This window comes from Streptomyces sp. NPDC048734 (assembly GCF_043198675.1).
Lineage (GTDB): Bacteria > Actinomycetota > Actinomycetes > Streptomycetales > Streptomycetaceae > Streptomyces.
In genome coordinates this window covers 354,785-370,494 of record NZ_JBICUZ010000007.1, presented here as the reverse complement: position 1 = coordinate 370,494, position 15,710 = coordinate 354,785, and the positions used below count along the sequence as shown (strand labels likewise).

The window sequence follows — 15,710 nt, the reverse complement described above, 5'->3', positions numbered from 1 at the left end:
AAGCGAAAACTTCGCAATAACCGCTTCAGAACAGGGCGGCCGGGCGACCCGGCTCCGTGGGCAGCCGTACGCCCTCCGGCTTCTCGCGCGGCTGCGGCCCCGGCCGTCGGCCCGACCGGCGGACGCGGTCCGGCCGCCGGCCGAAGCCCCCTTGGGTGCTACCCGAGCCCCACTCCCGCGGCCAGCCTCGTCGCGGCGTGGCGGAAGAACGGCTCCCGGTCCTCGATCATGCGGTTGAACTGGCCGAACACCTCGAAGCCGACCAGTCCGTACAGCTGGGCCCAGGCCGCCACCAGTGCCGTGACCGTCTCCGCGGGGAGGTCGGGCGCGACCTCGGCCGTCAGCCGCTCCGCCTCGGCGCGCAACTCGGCCGGCAGGGGCGGTGCGGCGGGCGGGGCGGCCGGGCCCGCGTCCCGGGCGATGCCGATCAGCAGGAGACCGACGCGGGCGGCGGCGGGGACCGTCGTCCGCGGTGCGTGGTAGCCGGGCACGGGCGAGCCGTAGATCAGCGCGTACTCGTGCGGATGCGCCAGCGCCCAGGTCCGCACCCCTTCGCAGACCGCGACCCAGCGCCGGACGGGGTCGGCGTCGACGACCTCGGCGTGCGCGGCCTCCGCGCTCTCGCCGAGGGAGTCGTAGGCGTCGATGATGAGCGCGGTGAGCAGGTCGTCGCGGCTGGGGAAGTAGCGGTACAACGCGGAGGAGACCATGCCCAGTTCGCGGGCGACGGCCCGCAGGGACAGCTTGGCGGCTCCCTCGGCGGCGAGTCGGCGACGGGCCTCCTCCTTGATGGCGGCGGTGATCTCGGTCCGGGCGCGGGCGCGGACCCCTCGGGTGGTGCTGCTCATGCGCACCAGTGTTCCACGGGCCGGGAGCAGTGCACACAGTCAAGAGCGGGGAACCGGAAAGAGAGCGGCGAACCGAAAAGAGAGCAGCGCTCTTGTCCAAGCGGGCCGATCCGGTGCAGACTCGCACCAGAGAGCGAGAGCAGTGCTCACATTCACCGCTCAGGAGGCCTCCATGTCCGCCGCCCACGTCAAGAAACCCGGTTGGTTCACCGTCAACGTCCTCAACCGGACCGTCGCCTGGCTGACCCGGCGCGGGCTGAGCGTGTGGGGGTCCAGGGTCCTGGCGGTGCGCGGCCGCAAGAGCGGTCAGTGGCGGACCACGCCGGTGAACCTGCTGATGGTGGAGGGGCGGCAGTACCTCGTCGCCCCGCGCGGTCACGTCCAGTGGACGCACAACATGCGCGCGGCCGGCGGCGGGGAACTGCGCCTGGGCGGAAGGACGGACGAGTTCACCGCGGCCGAGGTCGGCGACGACGAGAAGGTGCCGCTGCTGCGCGCCTACCTCAAGCGCTGGAAGGCGGAGGTCGGCGTCTTCTTCGACGGTGTCGGCCCGACTCCCCCGACGCCGACCTGCGCCGCATCTCCGCCGACCACCCGGTGTTCCGGATCACGGTCACCGGGAGCCGGTGACCGGCACCGTCCGGTCCCGCCCCCGCCCCCGGGACCGGACACTCACGGAACCGGCACCCCTGGACCGCTCCGACGGACGACGGGCACCGGAGGACAGGCACCGGACGCCGGACGCCGGGCACCGGACGACGCCTCAGGAACCGGCCTCCTCGGCCGCGCCCCGGCCCTCGGCCGCCTGCCGCCGGTCCATCACGTTCAGGGCGCGCTGGGCCAGCGGGTGCGAGCGCACGAGTTCGCCGAGGGTGGTCCGGCCGCGGGTGATGTCCGTGAACGCCCGCCAGGCCGGACGCACACCGGTCAGGGCCGCGTGGAAGAGACCCGGACGCCGCTCGAAGAGGGCCAGCATCCGCTTGCCCACGCTCATCTCCACGCCGAGCCCCGCCTTGATCGCGAAGGCGTAGTTGAGGGCCTGGCGACGGGCGTCCACCGCGTCGTGCGCCTCCGCGATGCGCACCGCCCACTCGCCGGCGATCCGGCCCGAGCGCAGCGCGAAGGAGATCCCCTCGCGCGTCCAGGGCTCCAGCAGCCCCGCCGCGTCGCCGCACACCAGCACCCGGCCGCGCGAGAGCGGCGAGTCGTCGGCGCGGCAGCGGGTCAGATGGCCGGAGGAGATGCTCGGTTCGAAGCCGGCGAGGCCGAGCCGCCCGATGAAGTCCTCCAGGTACCGCTTGGTGGCGGCGCCCTCGCCGCGCGCGGAGATCACCCCGACCGTCAGCGTGTCCCCCTTGGGGAACACCCAGCCGTAACTGCCTGGCATCGGGCCCCAGTCGATGAGGACCCGGCCCTTCCAGTCCTCGGCGACCGTCTCGGGCACCGGGATCTCCGCCTCCAGGCCGAGGTCCACCTGGTCGAGCTTCACGCCGACGTGTGCCCCTATGCGGCTCGCGCTGCCGTCGGCGCCGACGACCGCCCGGGCCAGCACCGCCTCTCCGCCCTGCAGGACGACCGCGACCGTACGCCGGTCGGGCACGGCCGAGCCGTGCTGTTCGACGCGCGTGACCGTGACGCCGGTGCGCAGTTCGGCGCCGGCCTTCTGCGCGTGCTCGACGAGCTGCTGGTCGAACTCGGGCCGGTTGATCAGCCCGAACAGCATCTGCCGGGAACGGCGGGTGCGGGTGAAGCGTCCGTTGTTCGAGAACGTCACCGCGTGCACCCGGTCCTGGAAGGGCAGCTCGAAGCCCGGTGGGAGGGCGTCGCGGGAAGGACCGATGATGCCGCCGCCGCACGTCTTGTAGCGGGGCAGCTCCGCCTTCTCCAGCAACAGCACGCGCCGCCCCGCGACCGCCGCCGCGTAGGCGGCCGAAGCCCCCGCGGGTCCCGCGCCCACCACGACGACGTCCCACACCTGCTGCACGTCGTCCGCCGAAGAGTTCTCGCTGCTCACGATGGTCTACTGCTCCCGATCAAGCCGCCTGCCGCACCTGTCCCCCGCATCCTACGGCCGAGATCGCCGCGGTCGGCTGTGGGAGGATCGGCGACACTCATCGGTACAACGTCGCACCCACAAGGAGCGTGCCCATGTCGTCGAATCCGGTCGCCGAGACCGTCGCCTCGCTGATGCCCAGGGCGAAGGCGGAGCTCACCGAACTGGTGGCCTTCAAGTCGGTGGCGGACTTCGACCAGTTCCCGCGCACCGAGAGCGAGGCCGCGGCGAACTGGATCGTCGCCGCCCTGCGCGCCGAGGACTTCCAGGACGTGGCCCTCCTCGACACCCCCGACGGCACGCAGTCGGTGTACGGCTTCCTGCCGGGACCGGAGGGCGCGAAAACGGTTCTGCTGTACGCGCACTACGACGTGCAGCCGCCGCTGGACGAGGCCGGCTGGGTCACCCCGCCCTTCGAACTGACCGAGCGCGACGGCCGCTGGTTCGGGCGGGGCACCGCCGACTGCAAGGGCGGCTTCATCATGCACCTGCTGGCCCTGCGCGCCCTCAAGGCGAACGGCGGGGTGCCCGTCCATGTGAAGGTGATCGTCGAGGGCTCGGAGGAGCAGGGCACGGGCGGCCTGGAGCGGTACGCCGAGCAGCACCCCGAGCTGCTCGCGGCCGACACCGTCGTGATCGGCGACGCGGGCAACTTCCGGGTCGGTCTGCCCACCGTCACCTCCACGCTGCGCGGCATGACGATGATGCGGGTGAGCGTCGACACCCTCGCGGGCAACCTGCACTCCGGCCAGTTCGGCGGCGCCGCCCCCGACGCGCTCGGCGCGCTGATCCGCGTACTGGACTCGCTGCGCGCCGAGGACGGCTCGACGACCGTCGACGGCCTGCCCGACGGCCCGGCGTGGGAGGGACTCCAGTACGACGAGGGGCAGTTCCGCAAGGACGCCAGGGTCCTCGACGGCGTCGCGCTGATCGGCTCCGGCACGGTCGCCGACCGCATCTGGGCCCGCCCCGCGGTGACCGTGCTCGGCATCGACTGCCCGCCGGTGGTCGGCGCCACCCCGTCGGTGCAGTCGAGCGCCCGGGCGCTGATCAGCCTGCGGGTGCCGCCGGGCGTCGACGCGGCCGAGGCGACGAAGCTGCTCCAGGCCCACGTGGAGGCGCACACGCCGTGGGGCGCGCGGGTGCGGACCGAGCAGATCGGCCAGGGCCAGCCGTTCAGCGCCGACACCACGAGCCCGGCGTACGCGGCGATGGCCGAGGCGATGGCGGTGGCCTACCCCGGCCAGGAGATGAGCTACGCCGGCCAGGGCGGTTCCATCCCGCTGTGCAACACCCTCGCGGCGCTGTACCCGCGCGCGGAGATCCTCCTCATCGGCCTGAGCGAGCCGGAGGCCCAGATCCACGCGGTCAACGAGAGCGTCTCACCGGAGGAGCTGGAGCGTCTGTCGGTGGCCGAGGCCCTGTTCCTGCGCACGTACGCGGCGAGCTGAACCGCGCGCTCCGCTCTCGGCAGAGGTCCTCGCCCGCCGGGCGGGCCCCTCTACGGTCGTCCCATGGACGTCGTCGCGCTCCTCCCCCGTCTGCACCTGCTGCGCTTCCCGGTCGGCCAGGCCTGTCTCTGGGACGACGTCGGCGAGTTGACGCTCGTCGACGCCGGACCACCCGGCTCCGGCCGCGCGATCGCCGACGCGGTCACCGCCCTGGGGCACGCTCCGGCCGCCGTACGGCGTGTGGTGCTCACCCGCTTCCACGAGGACCACGCGGGCGGCGCGGCAGAACTGGCCGCGCTGACGGGGGCGGAGGTACTGGCGCACGCCGCGGACGCGGTGGTGCTGCGCCGGGACGTCCCGGCTCCGCAACCGGTGCTGGAGGAGTGGGAACGGCCGCTGCACGCCGCCGCTCTGCGGCACCTGCCCGTGCGGGACGTCGAACCTCCTTCGGCAATCACGGAGTTGGCCGACGGCGACGTGCTCGCCTTCAGTGGCGGAGCACGCGTGGTGCATGTCCGCGGTCACACCGACGGCAGCATCGCCCTCCCTCTCCCGGGCCACGGTGTGCTGTTCACGGGGGACACGGTCGCCGCCTCGCCCGTCGACGGATCGGTGATGCCGGGCGTGTTCAGCCTGGACCGGTTCCGGACCGTCGCCGCCCTCCACCGGCTCGCCGCGCTCGACGCGGACGTGGCCTGCTTCGGTCACGGCGCCCCGGTGACCGGGCAGGTCTCAGCCGTCCTGCGTGAAGCAGCGGACAGGCATCGCCCCGCGCGCCGAGGACGGGGGTCATGCCCCTGTCCGCCGACGGCTGCGGGAGGAGAGCCGGCCGGCCCCGTACCCGGCGCAGGCGCGGCGGCGTGACGGTCACCCGAGGGGGACCCCGGCCTCCAGGTAGAGCGCGGCGCCCCGCTCCCGCGCCCGCAGGGCCCAGTGCAGCCGTTCGTAGCGGACCGGGGGCAACAGGCCGGCGGCCTCCTCCTCGGTGACGAAGCGCCAGCCCCGCAGTTCGGGGCCGGGCAGCAGCAGCCCCTCGGCCGCCGCGGAGTCGAGCCGGCCGCCGTCGAAGAGCAGGCGCAGCCCGCCGTATCCGGGAGGCGTCGGCCGCTCCCAGTCGACGACGAGCAGCCGCGGTACGTCGGCCAGCCGGACGCCGGTCTCCTCCTCGACCTCGCGCATGCCCGCGCGCGCGGGCGCCTCGCCGGGCTCCACGACACCGCCGGGGAACTCCCAGCCGGGCTTGTAGGTGGGGTCGACGAGCAGTACCCGGTCGCGCTCGTCGAAGAGGAGCACCCCGGCGGCCAGCGTCTCGGCGCTCGGTTCGGGGGTCTGCACGATGTCGCAGGCGGCCACCGCCCCGCTGCCGACCGCCTCCGCGATACGCAGGGCGGTCTCGTGCGGGGTGAGGTCGCTGGAGTCGACGGGGTGGGCGTCCGCGGTGAGCCAGCCGGCGAGGGCGGCGCGGTACGGCTCGATGTGGTCGTACGACCACTGCCGTACCCGTATCTCGCCGTCGGGGAGGCCGGGCGGGACGTCCCGCCCGGCTATTCGCTCGCGCAGGATCGTTTCCGCCGGGGCCAGCAGCACATGCCGGACGGCGATCCGGCGGGCGGCGAGGCCGCCGAAGATCTCGTCGCGGTACTCCTGGCGCAGCAGGGTCATGGGGACGACGAGGGTGCCGCCCAGTTCGCCGAGGAGCGCGGCCGCGGTGTCGATCACGAGGCGGCGCCAGATCGGCAGGTCCTGGAAGTCACCGACCTCGGCGAGGCGTTTGGGCGGCAGCAGGTGCGTGAGCGCCGCCCCCACGTCCTCGGGGTCGAAGAGCGTGCTGTTCGGGATCAGGTCGATCAGTTCCCGTGCGGCGGTCGTCTTTCCCGCGCCGAACGCGCCGTTGATCCAGACGACGGTCACGTCTCCCCCTCTGCTGTCGGACCCCTGTGGCTTGCCCGCTCCACCCTGCCACGGAAACCGCCTCCCGTTGAGGGCGCCCGAACGGCGCGGCGCCGGTCCCCGGGTGGTGGGGACCGGCGCCGTGGCCGCGTGCGGAGACCGTCAGTCGGTCCCGCCCAGGGCGTTCTCGTCGACGGCCGGGCTGTCGTCGGCGATCGTGTGGTCGAGGCTGCCGAGGGCGTCCCCCACGTTCAGTCCGGCGAGGTCCTCACCGCCGGCACCGTGCGAGGGAGTGATCGCCGCGACGACGAAACCGGTGGCGAGGGAGGCGATGGCGAGCATGCTGCGCTTCTTCATGCCCTGATCAACTGCGCAGCCCCGCGGGAGGTCACGCGCCGACCGCGAACCCTTCGCGAGCGGAGGGCGGACACGCGAGAGGGAACGTTCCTCCGGACCGTCCGCCCAGGCCCTTCAGACCCTCGCCGCGGTCCGCTCCGGCCCGCTCGCCAGCGCCGCGGCGGCCGCTCCCACCAGCCCGGCGTCGGTGCCCATCTGGGCGGGCACCACGGTCAGCCGCCGCACGAAGGACAGCGTGGCGTAGTCCGCGAGGAACCGCCGCAGGGGCGTGAGGAGGACGTCACCCGCCTTGCCGACGCCGCCGCCGATCACCGCGATGTCGATCTCGACGAGGGTCGCGGTGGCGGCGATACCGGCGGCCAGCGCCTGGGCGGCACGCTCGAACGAGGCCACCGCGACGGGGTCGCCCGCGCGGGCGGCGGCGGCCACGGCGGCGGCGGAGGCGTCGCCGTCCGGGCCGGGCCGCCAGCCGTTCTCCAGGGCCCGCCGGGCGATGTGGGGCCCGCTGGCGATCCGCTCCACGCAGCCGCGCGCACCGCAGGGACACGGGTCGCCGTCGAGATCGACGCTGATGTGACCGATGTGACCGGCGTTTCCGGTGGGACCGGGATGGAGACGGCCCCCCAGGACGAGACCGCCGCCGACCCCGGTGGAGACCACCATGCACAGGGCGTTGTCGTGGCCGCGGGCGGCGCCCTGCCAGTGCTCGGCGGCGGTGATCGCCACACCGTCGCCGATCAGCTCGACGGGAAGGTTCCCGGTGGTGGCCCGGACCCGCTCGACCAGCGGGTAGTCGCGCCAGCCGGGCACGTTGACCGGGCTGACCGTGCCGGTGGAGGCGTCCACCGGACCGGCGCTGCCGATGCCGAGGGCACGGGCGCGCTCCCACAGCGGCGAGGCCGTGAGGTCCCCGAGCACCTCCTCGACGGCCCGCATCACGGTGTCGCCGTCCTGCCGGGCCGGTGTGGGCCGCTGGGCGCGGACCAGGATCGTGCCGCCGCCGTCCACCAGCGCGCCGGCGATCTTGGTGCCGCCGATGTCCAGCGCGGCCACGAGGTCGGTGTGCATCAGTCTCGGTTCTCCCCGTCAACCATCGGAAAAAGGGCTGGCCGGTCCAGCGGTGGGGACGTGGGCCGGGATTGCGGTGGACAGTCTCCCCCGCACCTGACAACGTTGTCCAGGCCCTATGCTCGTCGGCACATCCTCAACCGCCTCCCGGGACGCCCGCACCGCACGCGTCACCGTGGACAACAGGACAGGACCCGCCCCGTGCCCGAGACGCCCCGCCGCGCAGTCGGCATCTCCGCGAACCGCTACGGCAATCGTCCCACCATGAAGGACGTGGCGGCACGCGCGGGGGTGGGACTGAAGACCGTCTCCCGCGTGGTGAACGGCGAACCGGGGGTCACGCCGGAGACGGAACGGCGCGTCCAGGAGGCCGTCGAGGCGCTCGGCTTCCGCCGCAACGACAGCGCGCGGGTCCTGCGCAAGGGCCGTACCGCCAGCATCGGCCTGGTCCTCGAGGACCTCGCCGACCCCTTCTACGGCCACCTCAGCCGAGCCGTGGAGGAGGTGGCACGAGCCCACGGCGCGCTGCTCATCAACGGCTCCAGCGCCGAGGACCCCGACCGGGAACAGGAGTTGGCGCTGGCGCTGTGCGCGCGCCGGGTCGACGGGCTGGTGGTCGTTCCGGCCGGCGACGACCACCGCTACCTGGAACCGGAGATCAAGGCCGGCGTGGCGACGGTGTTCGTCGACCGGCCCGCGGGGGGCATCGACGCCGACTGCGTCCTGTCGGACAACTTCGGCGGGGCCCGGGAGGGCGTCGCCCACCTCGTCGCGCACGGGCACCGCAGGATCGGCTTCATCGGGGACATGCCGCGCATCCACACCGCGGCCGAGCGGCTGCGCGGTTACCGGGCGGCGATGGAGGACGCGGGGACAGCCGTGGAGGACTCCTGGATGTCCCTGGGCGTCACCGATCCCGCACGGGTGCGCCGGGCGGCCCGGGAGATGCTCTCCGGGCCCGCCCCGGTCACCGCGGTCTTCTCGGGCAACAACCGGGTGACCGTCACCGTGATCCGGGTGCTCGCCGAGCAGAGCCGCCCCGTCGCCCTCGTGGGCTTCGACGACCTGGAACTGGCCGACCTGCTCCAGCCGGGCGTCACGGTGGTCGCGCAGGACGCCGCCGCCCTGGGCCGTACCGCCGCCGACCGCCTGTTCCGGCAGCTGGACGGCACCCTGATCGCCCCGGAGCGCATCACCCTGCCCACCCGGCTCATCGCCCGCGGCTCGGGCGAACTGCCGCCGGCGGGCTGAGCCCGCCCCGGACCGGCACGCGGAGCCCCGCGCCCGGAAGGACCCGGAGCCGGCCGGCGCGGCGCGGCGCGACCGCCCGCCCACTGCGGCGCGTCGCCCCTCACGGGTGCCGGACGCCGGTGGGGCGCTCTCCGGCACGGTGGGGCGAGGTGGTCCCGGTCCGGTCGTTTTCCGGTGACCGGCCACAGCCCCTCGGCCCGGTCGTGACACCCGGCCGTGAAGGCCGTGGCCGCGCGAGCGGCTGCCCGCCGCGGGCGACCGCCCACGACGACCGCGTGCCGCCGGAGCCCCGGACTGCCGGTCGGCCACATGGTCAAGGGCACCGGCCGCCGCGACCTGGTCGGACGCATCCAGGAGTGCGGGGGCGCCGACGCCGTGGGGGACCCGAGCACGGCCGCGAGGCCACGGGCCGTTTCCGATCCGCCGGACATCGACCGAGCCCCCTGAGGCGTTCCCGGCGTTCCTCCGGTCCCGCCGCCGCCGGCAGGGCCTCTCGTTCGGATCGGGCCGAACGGCGGGCCCGGGAACCCGCGCGCCGGTTAGGATCATCACACGGCATCGCGTGTCGGTCACCGACCGGGTGAGGCATGGAGGTGCCCGTGAGTTTGCCTTACGGAGGCATTCCACACATGTCGGTACAGCTGAACCACACGATCGTCCACTCCCGTGACAACCGGGAGTCCGCCGAGTTCCTCGCCCACATCCTGGGACTCGAAGTCGGGTCCGAGTGGGGCCCGTTCGTCCCGGTCGACACCAGCAACGGGGTCACCCTGGACTTCGCCACCATCCCGGCGGAGTCCATCGCCGTGCAGCACTACGCGTTCCTCGTCTCCGAGGAGGAGTTCGACGCCGCGTTCGGGCGGATCAGGGAAGCCGGGATCACGTACTTCGCCGACCCGCACGGAAAGCAGCCGGGTGAGATCAACCACCATCACGGCGGGCGGGGCCTGTACTTCATGGACCCCGCCGGGCACGGGATGGAGATCATCACCACGCCCTACACCTTCCCCGAGCAGCAGCGGAAGCAGTAGCAGCACGAGCAGGACCTGAAGGCCTACGGCCGGCCGGGGCACCCCGCCCCGGCCGGCCGTACCGCTGCTCGCTCCCCGCGGCTACTGCCCGGACGCCGTCAGATCGCCCCGGCGCGGTGCCGCGAAGCCCTCCAGGGCGGTCCGTGTCAGCCCGGTGGCGGCGGTCACCTCGGCCGTGTCGAGGGCTCCGCAATCCAGGCCCCGCAGGAGATGACCGCTGAGGGCCTTGGCGGTCGCCGGCTCGTCCAGCACGTCGCCGCCGGCCCGGCCGGCGTACCAGGAGAGGCGTTCGGCGGCCTGCGCGAAGCCCTCGCGGTAGAAGGCGAAGACGGCCGCGTAGCGGGTCGGGAGGTGGCCGGGGTGCATGTCCCAGCCCTGGTAGTAGGCACGTGCCAGCGCGCGGCGGGTGAGGCCGTAGTGCAGGCGCCAGGCGTCGTGGACCTGGGCGGTGGGGCCCACCGGCAGGACGTTGGTGGAGCCGTCGCAGACGCGTACGCCGGTGCCGGCAGCGGCGACCTGCATGACGGCCTTGGCGTGGTCGGCTGCGGGATGGTCGGCGGCCTGGTGGGCGGCGGACACGCCGAGGCAGGCGCTGTAGTCGAAGGTGCCGTAGTGCAGTCCGGTGGCGCGGCCCTCGGCGGCCTGGATCATCCGGGCGACCGTGGCGGTGCCGTCGGCGGCGAGGATGGCCTGGCTGGTCTCGATCTGGATCTCGAAGCCGAGCCGGCCGGGGGTGAGCCCGCGCGCCCTCTCGAAGGCCTCCAGAAGCTGGACCATCGCGGTGACCTGCTCGGCGTAGGTCACCTTCGGCAGGGTCAGCACCAGCCCGTCGGGCAGGCCGCCCGCCTCCATCAGGCCGGTGAGGAAGACGTCCAGGGTGCGGATGCCCCGGTCGCGGACGCCGGCCTCCATGCACTTCATGCGGATGCCCGTCCAGGGTGCCGCCGTGCCCTCGGCGTACGCCTCGGCGATCAGCCGGGCGGCGCGGGCGGCCGCCTCGTCCTCCTCGGCGTCGGGGCGGGGGCCGTACCCGTCCTCGAAGTCGACGCGCAGGTCCTCGACCGGCTCGCGCTCCAGCTTGGCGCGCACGCGTGTGTACACGGGCTCGGCGAGTTCGTCGGGGAGGCCGAGGACGGCGGCGAGGGACGCGGCGTCGGGGGCGTGTTCGTCGAGGGCGGCGAGGGCGCGGTCGCCCCAGGAGCGGACGGTGTCGGCGGCGAAGGCGTCGCCGGGCACGTAGACGGTGTGGACGGGCTGGCGGGTGCCGGGGTCTCCGGGGTAGCGGCGTTCGAGTTCGGCGTCGACCGGGGCGAGGGAGGCACTGATCTCCTCGCTGACGGCACCCGCGAGGCTCGTCGCCACGGTCTCCTGCTGACCCTGCCCCATTCCCGCACCCTCCTGTTTTCCGCTGCACGGAATCAACAATCCGTTGAAGGAAGCTAACCGTGGGGCTTCCCCGGGGTCAACACCTTGTCCACGCCACGGCGCCCTTGCCCGCTTCCGCCACGAGGCCCCCTTCCGTCCGCCCGTCCGTGCACGCACCCTGGCGTAAGAGCGGAAGAGGGGGCCACTTGGCGGACGACAAGGGACTCACGCGGCGTACGGGGCTGCGGACGGTGCTGGCCGCCGCCGTCGGCGTCCCCCTGATCGGTGCGCTGCGGGCCTCGTCGGCCGGCCGGACCCCCTCGGCCGGCACGACGTCGCTCAGGAGGGCCGCCGCCGTCCCACGCCTGGAGGTCATGACCTTCAATCTCCGGTTCCCCGGCACCGAGGAACCCCACAGCTGGGCGGCCCGCCGTCCGGCGATGCGCGCCCTGCTGCGCGCGGCGGCGCCCCGCGTCATCGGCACCCAGGAGGGCGAACCGCCCCAACTGCGCGACATCGAGGCCGACCTAGGACCCCACTACGACTGGATCGGCACCGGCCGGGGCGGCGGCGACGAGGAGTCGACGGCCGTCCTCTACGACACCCGGCGGCTCGCCCCGGTCGAGCACGCCCACTTCTGGCTCTCCGACACCCCGGCGGTGCGCGGCTCCAACACCTGGGGCGGAGCCCATCCCCGGATGGTCACCTGGGTCCGTTTCCGCGGCCTGAAGGCGTCCGGGCGCCAGCTCCGTCTGGTCGACACCCACCTCGACAACGCCGGTCGGTACGCCCGTGAACGTGCCGCCGCGCTGATCGCCGAACGCCTCGCCGCGTTCGGTCCCGGCCTGCCCGTGCTGGTCACCGGCGACTTCAACGCCGCCGCCCGGCGCAGCACGGTCCACGACACGCTGCTGGCCGCCGGCCTGGTCGACACCTGGGACACGGCGAGGTGGCGCGGTGCGGCGTACGGGACGTTCCACGCCTACCGGGGTCCGCAGCCGGGCGGGGACCGCATCGACTGGATCCTGGCGACGCCGGACGTCTCGGTCCACCGGACGTGGCTGGACACCTTCTCGCTCGACGGCAGGTACCCGAGCGATCACCTGCCGGTGTGCGCCTCGGTGTCCCTGGGATGAGCCGAGGCCCCCGTGACCGGACCGGTCACGGGGGCCTCGCGCAGCGGCGGCGGGGATCAGCCCTTGCGGGTCTTGATCTCCTCGGTGAGCTGCGGGACGACGTCGAACAGGTCGCCGACGACGCCGTAGTCGACCAGGTCGAAGATCGGGGCCTCGGCGTCCTTGTTGACGGCCACGATCGTCTTCGAGGTCTGCATGCCGGCGCGGTGCTGGATGGCGCCGGAGATGCCGTTGGCGATGTACAGCTGCGGCGACACGGACTTGCCGGTCTGGCCGACCTGGTTGGTGTGCGGGTACCAGCCGGCGTCCACCGCCGCGCGCGAGGCGCCGACGGCCGCGCCGAGCGAGTCGGCGAGGGCCTCGATGATCGCGAAGTTCTCCGCGCCGTTGACGCCGCGGCCGCCGGAGACGACGATCGCGGCCTCGGTCAGCTCCGGGCGGCCCGTCGCCTCGCGGGGGGTGCGTCCGGTGACCTTGGTGCCGGTCGCCTGGGCGGAGAAGGTCACCGCGAGGGCTTCGACGGCACCGGCGGCCGGAGAGGCCTCGACGGCCGCGCTGTTCGGCTTCACGGTGATGACCGGGGTGCCCTTGACGACCCGGGACTTGGTGGTGAAGGACGCGGCGAACACCGACTGGGTGGCCACCGGGCCCTCCTCGCCGGCCTCCAGGTCGACGGCGTCGGTGATGATGCCGGAACCGGTGCGCAGCGCCAGGCGGGCGGCGATCTCCTTGCCCTCCGCGGAGGACGACAGCAGCACCGCGGCCGGGGAGACCGCCTCGACGGCCGCCTGGAGCGCGTCGACCTTCGGTACTACCAGGTAGTCGGCGTACTCGGACGCGTCGTGGGTCAGGACCTTGACCGCGCCGTGCTCGGCGAGGACGGCGGCGGTGTCGGCGGCGCCGCTGCCCAGCGCGACGGCGACCGGCTCGCCGATGCGGCGGGCCAGGGTCAGCAGCTCCAGGGTGGGCTTGCGGACGGCACCGTCCACGTGGTCGACGTAGACGAGGACTTCAGCCATGGGATTGCTCTCCTGCGAAACGAAGTTGAGGGGCGGTCGGCGAGCGGGGCTCAGATGAACTTCTGGCCCGCGAGTCTGTGTCAGACGAACTTTCGCTCCGCGAGGAAGGCGGCGAGCTGCTTGCCGCCCTCGCCCTCGTCCTTGACGATCGTGCCGGCGGTGCGGGCCGGACGCGCGGTCGCGGACTCGACCTTGGTCCAGGCGCCTTCCAGGCCGACCTCGTCGGCCTCGATGTCGAGGTCGGACAGGTCCCAGGACTGAACCGGCTTCTTCTTGGCGGCCATGATGCCCTTGAAGGACGGGTAACGGGCCTCGCCGGACTGGTCGGTGACCGACACGACGGCCGGCAGGGAGGCCTCGAGCTGCTCCGAGGCGGTGTCGCCGTCGCGGCGGCCCTTGACGGTGCCGCCATCGACGGAGATCTCGGACAGCAGGGAGACCTGCGGGACGCCGAGGCGCTCGGCCACCAGGGCCGGGACGATGCCCATGGTGCCGTCGGTGGAGGCCATGCCGGAGACGACCAGGTCGTAGCCGGCCTTCTCGATCGCCTTGGCCAGCACCAGGGAGGTGCCGATGGCGTCGGTGCCGTGCAGGTCGTCGTCCTCGACGTGGATCGCCTTGTCGGCGCCCATGGACAGGGCCTTGCGGAGCGCGTCCTTGGCGTCCTCGGGACCCACCGTCAGGACGGTGACCTCGACGTCGTCGCCCGCTTCTCGACGGTCTTCGGAGATCTGCAGCGCCTGCTCGACCGCGTACTCGTCGAGCTCGGAGAGCAGACCGTCCACGTCGTCCCGGTCGACGGTCAGGTCATCGGCGAAGTGCCGGTCGCCAGTGGCGTCGGGCACGTACTTCACAGTGACAACGATCCTCAAGCTCACGCCGGCTCTCCTACTGCATCGTCAGTTCTGGCTGCCTTCTTTCAGGCAGCATAGGCGCCACAAGCGGCCGATTCCGATCGGGGCGGCCTGCGCCCCCGAACGAAACATTACTCGTCAGTACACCCAGTTCCTGCCCGCTAAGCAAGCGCTTTGAACTGTGACCTCCGCAACGCAGCGTAATCGGGACCGGACGGCTCAGCGGGAGCGCCCGGAGGTGATCAGTCCCGCAGAGCCGTGAAGCGCCCCTGGTGGTAGAGCAACGGGCGGCCCGCGCCCGCGGGATCACCCAGGACGACCTCGGCGAGGACGATCCGGTGATCGCCGGCGGGCACGCGCGCGACGACCCGGCACACCAGCCAGGCCAGCACCTCGTCGAGGACGGGAACGCCCTCGGGGCCCTCGCGCCAGGACGTCGGCGCGCCGAACCGGTCCGCGCCGCTGCGCGCGAAGGTGGCGGCCAGTTCGCGCTGGTGCTCACCGAGTATGTGCACGCCGACATGGCCGGCTTCCGAGATCGCCGGCCAGCTGGAGGCGCCGGTGCCGATGCCGAAGGACAGCATCGGCGGCTCGGCGGAGACGGAGGTGAGCGAGGTGGCGGTGAAGCCGACCGGTCCGCTCTCGCCGGGCGCCGTGATCACGGCCACACCTGCCGCGTGGCGGCGGAAGACGGAGCGCAGCAGGTCGGGGGAGGCGAGCTGGGTGGTGCGGAGATCGGGCGTGGCCGTCATGGGGTCGTCCTGGTCCTTCTGCCGGAGGTGACGTGCGGATGCGTGGCTGCTCAACGGCCCGGACAGCGCGCGCTCGCGGTGCGGACGAGGTCGACGTGCGCCCGTCCGTGGAGAAGGAGTTCCTCAGGCATACGGTCAGGCTGACGATAGGTGGCGGGCACAGTCAAGTGCGTCCCGGCATCCGGGAGCGGACTCACCGCCGGCGGCACGGGCTCACACCGCCTCGCCCAGTGCCGCGATGACGTCGGCCTTGCGGGGCTGCCCGCTCGCGCGGCGCACGACGTGGCCGTCGGCGTCCAGCACCAGCACGGTCGGGGTCTTGAGCACGGCGAGTTCCCGGACGAGGTCGAGATGCGCCTCGGCGTCGATCTCGATGTGGGTCACCCCGGGGACCAGGTCCGCCACCTCGCCCAGGATCCGGCGGGTTGCCCGGCAGGGCGCGCAGAAGGCGCTGGAGAACTGCACGAGCGTGGCCCGCTCACCGAGTTCGCCGCCCAGCCGGTCCGCCCCGAGCCGCTGTCCTTCGTCGCGCCCGCGCACGCGCACCCTCCCGCTCCGCCGCCGGTGCAGCGCTCCGTAGGCGCTCGCCGCCGCGAGCACCGCCACACACACCATGAGTCCGGTCATCATCCGCA

15 protein-coding genes and 1 pseudogene are annotated in these 15,710 nt (G+C 73.4%); 6 read left to right on the top strand and 10 right to left on the bottom strand.

Features of this window, described 5'->3' with window-relative positions; all coding sequences use genetic code 11:
* Positions 1 to 158: 158 nt before the first annotated feature.
* Complete coding sequence (locus tag ACGFQC_RS21190) at positions 159 to 848, bottom strand: TetR/AcrR family transcriptional regulator (protein ID WP_363090224.1); 690 nt, start codon at positions 846 to 848, stop codon at positions 159 to 161.
* Positions 849 to 1,020: 172 nt separating this feature from the next.
* On the opposite strand from ACGFQC_RS21190, the pseudogene ACGFQC_RS21185 reads away from it, so the two are divergent.
* Positions 1,021 to 1,478: pseudogene (locus ACGFQC_RS21185) on the top strand (nitroreductase family deazaflavin-dependent oxidoreductase).
* Positions 1,479 to 1,611: 133 nt separating this feature from the next.
* Here ACGFQC_RS21185 and ACGFQC_RS21180 read toward each other — a convergent pair.
* Complete coding sequence (locus ACGFQC_RS21180; RefSeq protein WP_363090225.1) at positions 1,612 to 2,862, bottom strand: geranylgeranyl reductase family protein; 1,251 nt, start codon at positions 2,860 to 2,862, stop codon at positions 1,612 to 1,614.
* Positions 2,863 to 2,996: 134 nt separating this feature from the next.
* Here ACGFQC_RS21180 and ACGFQC_RS21175 point away from each other — a divergent pair, with 134 nt between their 5' ends.
* Positions 2,997 to 4,352 carry a dipeptidase gene (locus tag ACGFQC_RS21175; protein ID WP_363090226.1) on the top strand — a complete coding sequence of 452 codons (1,356 nt, stop codon included), beginning with the start codon at positions 2,997 to 2,999 and terminating at the stop codon, positions 4,350 to 4,352.
* Between the two features lie 63 nt (positions 4,353 to 4,415).
* A complete protein-coding gene (locus ACGFQC_RS21170; RefSeq protein ID WP_363090227.1) occupies positions 4,416 to 5,216 on the top strand; it encodes an MBL fold metallo-hydrolase in 801 nt (266 codons plus the stop codon).
* 3 nt (positions 5,217 to 5,219) lie between these two features.
* Here ACGFQC_RS21170 and ACGFQC_RS21165 read toward each other — a convergent pair whose 3' ends face one another.
* The 3 genes from ACGFQC_RS21165 to ACGFQC_RS21155 all read right to left on the bottom strand — a co-directional run bounded on the left by ACGFQC_RS21165 (position 5,220) and on the right by ACGFQC_RS21155 (position 7,667).
* The gene (locus tag ACGFQC_RS21165) at positions 5,220 to 6,263 is read right to left on the bottom strand and encodes an NUDIX domain-containing protein (RefSeq protein WP_363090228.1); all 1,044 of its coding nucleotides are present in this window, start codon (positions 6,261 to 6,263) and stop codon (positions 5,220 to 5,222) included.
* A gap of 141 nt (positions 6,264 to 6,404) precedes the next feature.
* Positions 6,405 to 6,599, bottom strand: a complete 195-nt coding sequence (locus ACGFQC_RS21160; RefSeq protein WP_363090229.1) for a hypothetical protein — start codon at positions 6,597 to 6,599, stop codon at positions 6,405 to 6,407.
* Between the two features lie 114 nt (positions 6,600 to 6,713).
* Positions 6,714 to 7,667 carry an ROK family protein gene (locus tag ACGFQC_RS21155; RefSeq protein WP_363090230.1) on the bottom strand — a complete coding sequence of 318 codons (954 nt, stop codon included), beginning with the start codon at positions 7,665 to 7,667 and terminating at the stop codon, positions 6,714 to 6,716.
* Between the two features lie 201 nt (positions 7,668 to 7,868).
* Here ACGFQC_RS21155 and ACGFQC_RS21150 point away from each other — a divergent pair, with 201 nt between their 5' ends.
* Complete coding sequence (locus ACGFQC_RS21150) at positions 7,869 to 8,918, top strand: LacI family DNA-binding transcriptional regulator (RefSeq protein ID WP_363090231.1); 1,050 nt, start codon at positions 7,869 to 7,871, stop codon at positions 8,916 to 8,918.
* A gap of 629 nt (positions 8,919 to 9,547) precedes the next feature.
* Positions 9,548 to 9,949, top strand: coding sequence for a VOC family protein (locus ACGFQC_RS21145; protein WP_363090232.1), 402 nt, complete (start codon positions 9,548 to 9,550; stop codon positions 9,947 to 9,949).
* 81 nt (positions 9,950 to 10,030) lie between these two features.
* Here the strand turns inward: ACGFQC_RS21145 and ACGFQC_RS21140 are convergent, their stop codons facing one another.
* Positions 10,031 to 11,335 carry a DUF6986 family protein gene (locus ACGFQC_RS21140; protein ID WP_363090233.1) on the bottom strand — a complete coding sequence of 435 codons (1,305 nt, stop codon included), beginning with the start codon at positions 11,333 to 11,335 and terminating at the stop codon, positions 10,031 to 10,033.
* Between the two features lie 185 nt (positions 11,336 to 11,520).
* On the opposite strand from ACGFQC_RS21140, the gene ACGFQC_RS21135 reads away from it, so the two are divergent.
* Positions 11,521 to 12,450: an endonuclease/exonuclease/phosphatase family protein gene (locus ACGFQC_RS21135; protein WP_363090234.1), complete on the top strand. Its 930-nt coding sequence runs from the start codon at positions 11,521 to 11,523 to the stop codon at positions 12,448 to 12,450.
* A 56-nt stretch (positions 12,451 to 12,506) separates the two neighbouring features.
* Here ACGFQC_RS21135 and ACGFQC_RS21130 read toward each other — a convergent pair whose 3' ends face one another.
* From ACGFQC_RS21130 to ACGFQC_RS21115, 4 genes are all read right to left on the bottom strand, one after another.
* A complete protein-coding gene (locus ACGFQC_RS21130; RefSeq protein WP_363090235.1) occupies positions 12,507 to 13,469 on the bottom strand; it encodes an electron transfer flavoprotein subunit alpha/FixB family protein in 963 nt (320 codons plus the stop codon).
* A gap of 80 nt (positions 13,470 to 13,549) precedes the next feature.
* Positions 13,550 to 14,347 (bottom strand): electron transfer flavoprotein subunit beta/FixA family protein, encoded by a 798-nt coding sequence (locus ACGFQC_RS21125; protein WP_363090236.1) that lies wholly within the window; start codon positions 14,345 to 14,347, stop codon positions 13,550 to 13,552.
* Between the two features lie 218 nt (positions 14,348 to 14,565).
* Positions 14,566 to 15,075, bottom strand: coding sequence for a flavin reductase family protein (locus ACGFQC_RS21120; protein WP_363090237.1), 510 nt, complete (start codon positions 15,073 to 15,075; stop codon positions 14,566 to 14,568).
* 213 nt (positions 15,076 to 15,288) lie between these two features.
* The gene (locus ACGFQC_RS21115) at positions 15,289 to 15,702 is read right to left on the bottom strand and encodes a thioredoxin family protein (RefSeq protein WP_363090337.1); all 414 of its coding nucleotides are present in this window, start codon (positions 15,700 to 15,702) and stop codon (positions 15,289 to 15,291) included.
* Between the last annotated feature and the right edge of the window lie 8 nt (positions 15,703 to 15,710).

Excerpts from the sequence above, each read along its gene's own strand:
- ACGFQC_RS21190 (WP_363090224.1), bottom strand. The coding sequence starts at position 848 with ATGAGCAGCACCACCCGAGGGGTCCGCGCCCGCGCCCGGACCGAGATC.
- ACGFQC_RS21175 (WP_363090226.1), top strand. The coding sequence starts at position 2,997 with ATGTCGTCGAATCCGGTCGCCGAGACCGTCGCCTCGCTGATGCCCAGG.
- ACGFQC_RS21170 (WP_363090227.1), top strand. The coding sequence starts at position 4,416 with ATGGACGTCGTCGCGCTCCTCCCCCGTCTGCACCTGCTGCGCTTCCCG.
- ACGFQC_RS21160 (WP_363090229.1), bottom strand. The coding sequence starts at position 6,599 with ATGAAGAAGCGCAGCATGCTCGCCATCGCCTCCCTCGCCACCGGTTTC.
- ACGFQC_RS21155 (WP_363090230.1), bottom strand. The coding sequence starts at position 7,667 with ATGCACACCGACCTCGTGGCCGCGCTGGACATCGGCGGCACCAAGATC.
- ACGFQC_RS21145 (WP_363090232.1), top strand. The coding sequence starts at position 9,548 with ATGTCGGTACAGCTGAACCACACGATCGTCCACTCCCGTGACAACCGG.
- ACGFQC_RS21140 (WP_363090233.1), bottom strand. The coding sequence starts at position 11,335 with ATGGGGCAGGGTCAGCAGGAGACCGTGGCGACGAGCCTCGCGGGTGCC.
- ACGFQC_RS21130 (WP_363090235.1), bottom strand. The coding sequence starts at position 13,469 with ATGGCTGAAGTCCTCGTCTACGTCGACCACGTGGACGGTGCCGTCCGC.
- ACGFQC_RS21120 (WP_363090237.1), bottom strand. The coding sequence starts at position 15,075 with ATGACGGCCACGCCCGATCTCCGCACCACCCAGCTCGCCTCCCCCGAC.
- ACGFQC_RS21115 (WP_363090337.1), bottom strand. The coding sequence starts at position 15,702 with ATGACCGGACTCATGGTGTGTGTGGCGGTGCTCGCGGCGGCGAGCGCC.